Genomic DNA, 5008 nt, shown 5'->3' with positions numbered 1-5008 from the left:
CTCTATGGCAACGGCCGCGCCACGCCGCAGATCGCCGCCGTGCGCGTCTGGGGCGATCGCTTCTCCTATCTGCGCCGCTACCTGCCCGAGCTCTACCGGGACGATGCCGTCTTCGACCGGACTGCAAGCGGGGACGCCACGCGCCACGACTTCCTCGAGCGCTTCATCGGCCTGTTCGAAAGCTTGCTGACGCCCCTGGAAGATCAGGTCGCCGATGCCCGCGTGCTGACCGCCCCAGCCAGCACACCGGCCGATGCGCTGGACTGGCTGGCCCGCTGGACCGGCGAACGTTTCCCCTCTCGCCTGCCCACGACGCACAAGCGCGCCTGGCTGGCCAATGCGCCGCTGCTGCGCCGGCTGCGTGGCACGCGCGGCGGCCTGGCCTTGGCCCTGGACATCGCCACGGATGGCGCCGTGAGCCTCGGCCGCGTCATCGTGCTGGAGGATTTCCGCCTGCGCCGCACGCTGGCCACGCTGCTGGGCATCGACCTGGAGCGCAGCGACGATCCGCTGCTGCCCGGCCTCGTCGTCTCCGGCAATTCCTTCGTCGGCGACACGCTGACGCTGGGCGATGCCGACGACGCCCAGGCCCGCCGCGAGTTCCTGGCGCTGTTCGGCGAGGAGATTGATTCCGAAGCCGAGCGCGAGACCGTCGCCAGCGTCTACGAGCGCACCGCCCACCGCGCCACCGTGCTTGTCCACGAAGGGCTGGATGCCGACCTGATCGCCATGGTGCGCAACCTGGCCGAGGAGATCGCGCCGGCCCATGTCCTCGTCAAGGTGATGGCCGCGCGCGAGCCCTTCATGGTCGGCATCGCCTCTCTTGTCGGCGTGGACAGCTATCTGCGCGCGCCGGTGCCGCTGGAGGTGGCGCGCATCAGTCGCAGCGGCGTTGGCCGCGGCGACCGCATCACCGGTGGCGGTGCGCTGGACTGGCGGCTGGACGACAGCGCCGGCCTGGTCGCCTTTGACGGAGCACCACGCGCCCATCTGGACGCCGCTGCCATCGGCAGCCCGGGCGGCAATCTGCTGCTCGACGGCCGCCGCTCCGAACCCCCGCCCGACGGCGTGATCGCGCGCTGGCGCTTCACGCGACTTTCTGCCCCCGAATAACCCAGCCTCAACCTCCCAAGGAGTGCCACCATGGCCAAGCTCGAAATCAACGTTCCCTTCGAAACCGACCAGCCAACCGTCGTCGTCGAGGTCGACCCGCGCAGCCCGCTGGCCCGCGGCCGGCACAAGTTCCAGCTGGAGGTCATCGACGACTCGGGCAATGTGTCGCTGCCAGACGTGGTCGACATCATCGTGGCCGACCGCGAGCGCCCGACCGCCGTGATCGCCGGCCCGCAGGTCGCCGACCTCGGCAAGAACTTCGAGCTCAATGGCTCCAAGTCCTTCGACATCGGCGGTGTCATCAAGAGCTACCGCTACACCTATCTCGGCCCCGTGCGGTGAGACCCGCCATGGCCGTGCTGCCTGTCGGCAAGCCACTGGAGCAGGAGAAACCGGTGCTGCTGGTCGAGAACAAGCTCGCGGCCGGCAAGCACCGCTTCACCCTCGTCGTCATCAACGACCAGGGCGTGGAGAGCGAGCCGGTGTCGCTGGACGTGAGCGTGAGCACGGGCCTGATCGTGCCGCGCCCTCCGGTGACGCCGATTGACAGAGGACTGATCCCATGAACGCCCTCGATGAAGTCGATGCCCTGGAAGCCGCCGATCGCCTGGACCGGCCCGACCGCCCCTTCTACGACACCGGCGTACTGCTGGGCAGCGACGACTTCCGCGACGAGCAGACCTACCACCGCTCCCGCCTGGCGCGCGCCCTGGCCTACCTGGCCGGTGCCGGCACGCTGATCGGACTCAAGGCCGAGGCGGTCGCCAACGAAGCAGGCACCGAGCACGAGCTCAAGGTCGGCGCCGGCCTGGCCATCGACCGCCTGGGCCGCCTTATCGAAGTACCGCGCTCCTGGTGCGTGCGCCTGGAACCCTGGTTCCTGGCGCAATCGGCCGATGCGCTGCGCGCTGCCCATGGCGCGCAAGGCGTGGTGGCCGATCTCTTCCTGCGCTTCACGCCCCAGGCCCGCGGCCGCACGCCCAGCTTTGCCCAGGGCGCCTTCGACGCGACGGACGCCCTGGTGCCCAATCGCGTGCGCGATGCCTTCCGCTTCGAGCTGGTGCTTCGGCCGGATGCGAAGGGCGCACCGACCACCGACTTCCTGCCCCGCTCGCGCTTCCAGGCCGTGCGGGCGCTGGCCCCGGCCGATCGGCCCGACGCCCTGCGCGAGGCCTTGCTCGATGGCTGGAGCGACGCCACCAACCCGCACGCCCACGACCTCGCCCGCCCCGACGGCGAGGCCTTGCCGCCCCTGCCCGAGCATGGCGCAGCGGCCGATGGCTCGGACTCGCTGGCCGACCCGACCTCGCTCTTCCYCGCGCGACTGCTGATCCCCACTGTCGAAGCGCCCGCCGCCGTGCCCGCCGGCACGCGCCCCACGCCGGTCTTCACGGCGCTGGACGCCGCCCACATCGACAACACCAGCCGCCGTTTCGCCTATCCCGCCGATGCGCTGGCGGCCGTCTTCGGTATTTGATTGGAGACCGCCATGGCCATCCAGAAAGCCCCCCAGGTCTCAATCGGCGCCGCCAGCGGCACCCAGCGCACCGTCGTCAGCGTCGACACCGCCCGTTCGCTGCGCGAGGCCAACCTGATGGTGGAGGAGTCGCACCGCGTGCGGCCGCGCTGGTTTGACGGCAAGTTCCTGGCCGCGCGCGACCTGACTCGCGAGCAGTCCTATTTCCTGGCCCGCCAGGCCGGTTTCGCGCGCGCCCTGGGCGCGGGCGTGGTCGAGGGGCTGGAGGTCTCCCAGGGCAGCGTGGCGACCGAGCTGCAGGTCAGCCCGGGCTTTGGCTACACGACGGCCGGCGAGCTGGTCGCGCTGACCGGACCGGTGCGGGTGTCGCTGGCCCAGCTCTTCCAGCTGCAGACGCTGGCCCAGCAGCTCAGCGGCAAGAAGAAGCTGCTGACCCCGCCGCTGCGCAACCGCACCGGCATCTTCGTGCTGGGCCTGCGCGCGCTGGAGTTCAGCGCCAACCCGGTCTCCAGCTACCCCACCGGCCTGGATGCCGAGCGCACCGTGGAGCCGGGCGACATCGTCGAGGCCAGCGCGCTGACGCTGCATTACGTGGCCGACGCACCTGGCGACCGCGTCGACGCGCTGCGCGGCGAGCTTGCGCGCGAGGTCTTCGTGCAGCAGGCCGGCCCCAGCCTGCCGGCCGAAACCCTGGCCCTGGCCCTGGTGGYACTGACCGGCGACACGGTGCGCTGGATCGACGTCCACCTCGCCCGCCGCACCGCCGGCCAGTCGCACGCCGACGTGCTCGGCTTCGGCTTTGCGCCGCGCCTGCTGCGCGAGGCCCACCTGGCCCAGTACCAGGCGCAGCTGGACGACGTCATGAAGCGGCCCCTGGGTGCGCGGCCCAGCGCCGCCCAGTTCTTCTCCGCCCTGYCGGCCGCCGGCCCGCTGCCCGCCGCGGCCGTCAACACGGCGGACTTCAGCCAGAGCTGGCTGCCCGCCGGCATCGATGCCGAGCTGACGCTGGTGCCGCAGGACGAGATCGCCATGCTGGTCGAGGAGTCGCTGACCCTGCCGCCCATCGACCTGCAACTGGCCGCCCAGGCCCAGGCCTCGACCTTCGTCAGCATCCTCGTGCCCGTGCCCCGCGAGGCCCTGGCGCAACGRGCGCGCGAGTTGCAGCAGCGACTCACGCGCGCCCTGGTCGTACCTGCCACGCGGCTGGCCCTCAGGCGTTCACCGGCGGAGTCGCTGCGCCTGCTAGAGAACACGCGACTGGTGAAGACCGGGCTGTTCCCGCCGCCGGCCATCACCGACCCCGTCGACACCGCCTGGGCCAGCCTCGTCAACGCCCAGACCACCCTCTGGTATGCCCGGCGGCGCAATGTGTCGCTACGCCCCGAGGTGGAAGGCGTGGCCGTCGCCGTCATCAACGAAGGCCCCAACCCCGACAACATCATCCGCGAGCGTTTCAAGGCATTGGGTGAAACGGAACGCGTGGACAAGCTGCTCGCCCGCTCCGACTCGCTGGCGCGCGCCGAGGCGGTCAAGCTGCTGTCCGCCACCAAGTTCTCCGAGCCGCTGATGGCTCACGCCGCGCTGGCGCAGTTGGAGGCGCACAAGACCATGGACGAAGCCGCAGTAGCCGAGGTCGCCACGGCGCTGAACACGCCGGGCGTGGCCGACGGCCTGGCCAAGCTGGCCGCCCAGCGCCCCGACCTGCTGGAAGACAAGGAGGCCCTGCACAAGCTCGCCGGCAGCGAACAGCTGCTCGACATGGGCCGCACGCTTTCGCGCAGCAGCGGCCAGGAGGCGCAGCGCCTGTCGGCCGACATCAAAGTGCCGGCGCGCGGCAAGGCCAATCTCGACAAGGTGCTGGCAGCGCGCTTCATGCCTGCCAAGCCGCGTTGAACCGGAGCCCATCACCATGGCCAGCGACCGCAGCACCCCCGCCCTGGACGGCGCGCGCATCGTCGCGCTGAAGGTCACGCCGCCGGCCGGCACCGGCCAAGGGCAGCGACTTGCCCTGGGCTCCGGCGAGATCGCCGTGGCCGTGCAGCCCCGCCTGTCCAGCCGCACCGCGCCCGATGGCGAGCGGCGCATGAACGCCTTCGCCGGCCGTGCCCTGACCGCGCCGCTGCTGGAGGCCGAGCAGAACCAGCGGGCGCGCCGCATCGCCCTGCTCAATCGCGCCCTCAGCGCCGGCGTGGTCGAGGGCCTGGCCCTGGCTTTCGATGACGACGCCATCGCGCCCATCGCCAGCGCCGCCGCGCCGCTGCCCGAAGGTGGTCTGGATCTCGACAGCGCGCGCCGCATCACCATCGAGCCCGGCATGGCGCTCAGTGCAGGCGGCGAGGAGGTCATCGTCCCCGCGGCCTTCTCCTTCGACCTGCTGGACCTGCCCGTCGTCGCACCGCCCTGGCTGCTGTCCAATGC

Annotated in this window: 6 protein-coding genes; all 6 read left to right on the top strand. The window is 71.3% G+C overall.

The genetic code is table 11. From position 1 onward, the window contains the following. The coding region (locus tag ACXJKR_RS24135; protein ID WP_457324973.1) for a phage tail protein at positions 1-1113 on the top strand (1113 nt) is incomplete at its 5' end. A 30-nt stretch (positions 1114-1143) separates the two neighbouring features. Then, positions 1144-1455: a hypothetical protein gene (locus ACXJKR_RS24130; protein WP_457324972.1), complete on the top strand. Its 312-nt coding sequence runs from the start codon at positions 1144-1146 to the stop codon at positions 1453-1455. An 8-nt stretch (positions 1456-1463) separates the two neighbouring features. Then, positions 1464-1679, top strand: a complete 216-nt coding sequence (locus tag ACXJKR_RS24125; protein ID WP_457324971.1) for a hypothetical protein — start codon at positions 1464-1466, stop codon at positions 1677-1679. Beyond that, positions 1676-2590 (top strand): hypothetical protein, encoded by a 915-nt coding sequence (locus tag ACXJKR_RS24120; protein ID WP_457324970.1) that lies wholly within the window; start codon positions 1676-1678, stop codon positions 2588-2590. Before ACXJKR_RS24125 ends, ACXJKR_RS24120 begins: the two co-directional genes overlap by 4 nt. Before the next feature lie 12 nt (positions 2591-2602). Beyond that, complete coding sequence (locus ACXJKR_RS24115; protein ID WP_457324968.1) at positions 2603-4483, top strand: hypothetical protein; 1881 nt, start codon at positions 2603-2605, stop codon at positions 4481-4483. 16 nt (positions 4484-4499) lie between these two features. Further along, positions 4500-5008, top strand: a 509-nt coding sequence (locus ACXJKR_RS24110; protein WP_457324967.1) for a hypothetical protein, incomplete at its 3' end; no start/stop codon positions are given.

It is taken from the genome of Roseateles sp. P5_E11 (assembly GCF_054049355.1).
The sequence above is the reverse complement of the archived record's forward strand: the minus strand, read 5'-3'. Positions and strand labels throughout refer to the sequence as shown.